Source organism: Priestia sp. SIMBA_032 (assembly GCF_046535215.1).
Taxonomy (GTDB): Bacteria; Bacillota; Bacilli; order Bacillales; family Bacillaceae_H; genus Priestia; species Priestia aryabhattai.
In genome coordinates this window covers 1-275 of sequence record NZ_JAWRXD010000572.1, presented here as the reverse complement: position 1 = coordinate 275, position 275 = coordinate 1, and the positions used below count along the sequence as shown (strand labels likewise).

Below are 275 nucleotides of genomic sequence, written 5' to 3'. Positions count from 1 at the left end.
GCGGAGACTTCCGCTCCGCAGCGGACGGCGTGGTGGCCATCATCCCGGCGTTGTTCGCCACGCCCGCCAGGGGCAGGCCTAGCGCCGCGATCTCCGAGGCCGCGCGTCGGGCACTGCGGATGTCGGAGAAGTCGGCGACGACCGCGACCGCCTGCCCGCCCGGACGCGCCTCGATCTCGGCCGCGACCTCGTCGAGCTTGCGCCTGTCGCGTCCGACGAGCACGACCGTGCCGTGCGCGGCCAGCTCGAGGGCCGCCACGCGGCCCATACCCGAG

At 75.3% G+C, this 275-nt stretch carries 1 protein-coding gene; it reads right to left on the bottom strand.

Annotated features, from left to right (window positions below; genetic code table 11):
• Positions 1-275, bottom strand: a 275-nt coding sequence (locus SB717_RS35570) for an SDR family NAD(P)-dependent oxidoreductase (protein ID WP_410907650.1), incomplete at both ends; no start/stop codon positions are given.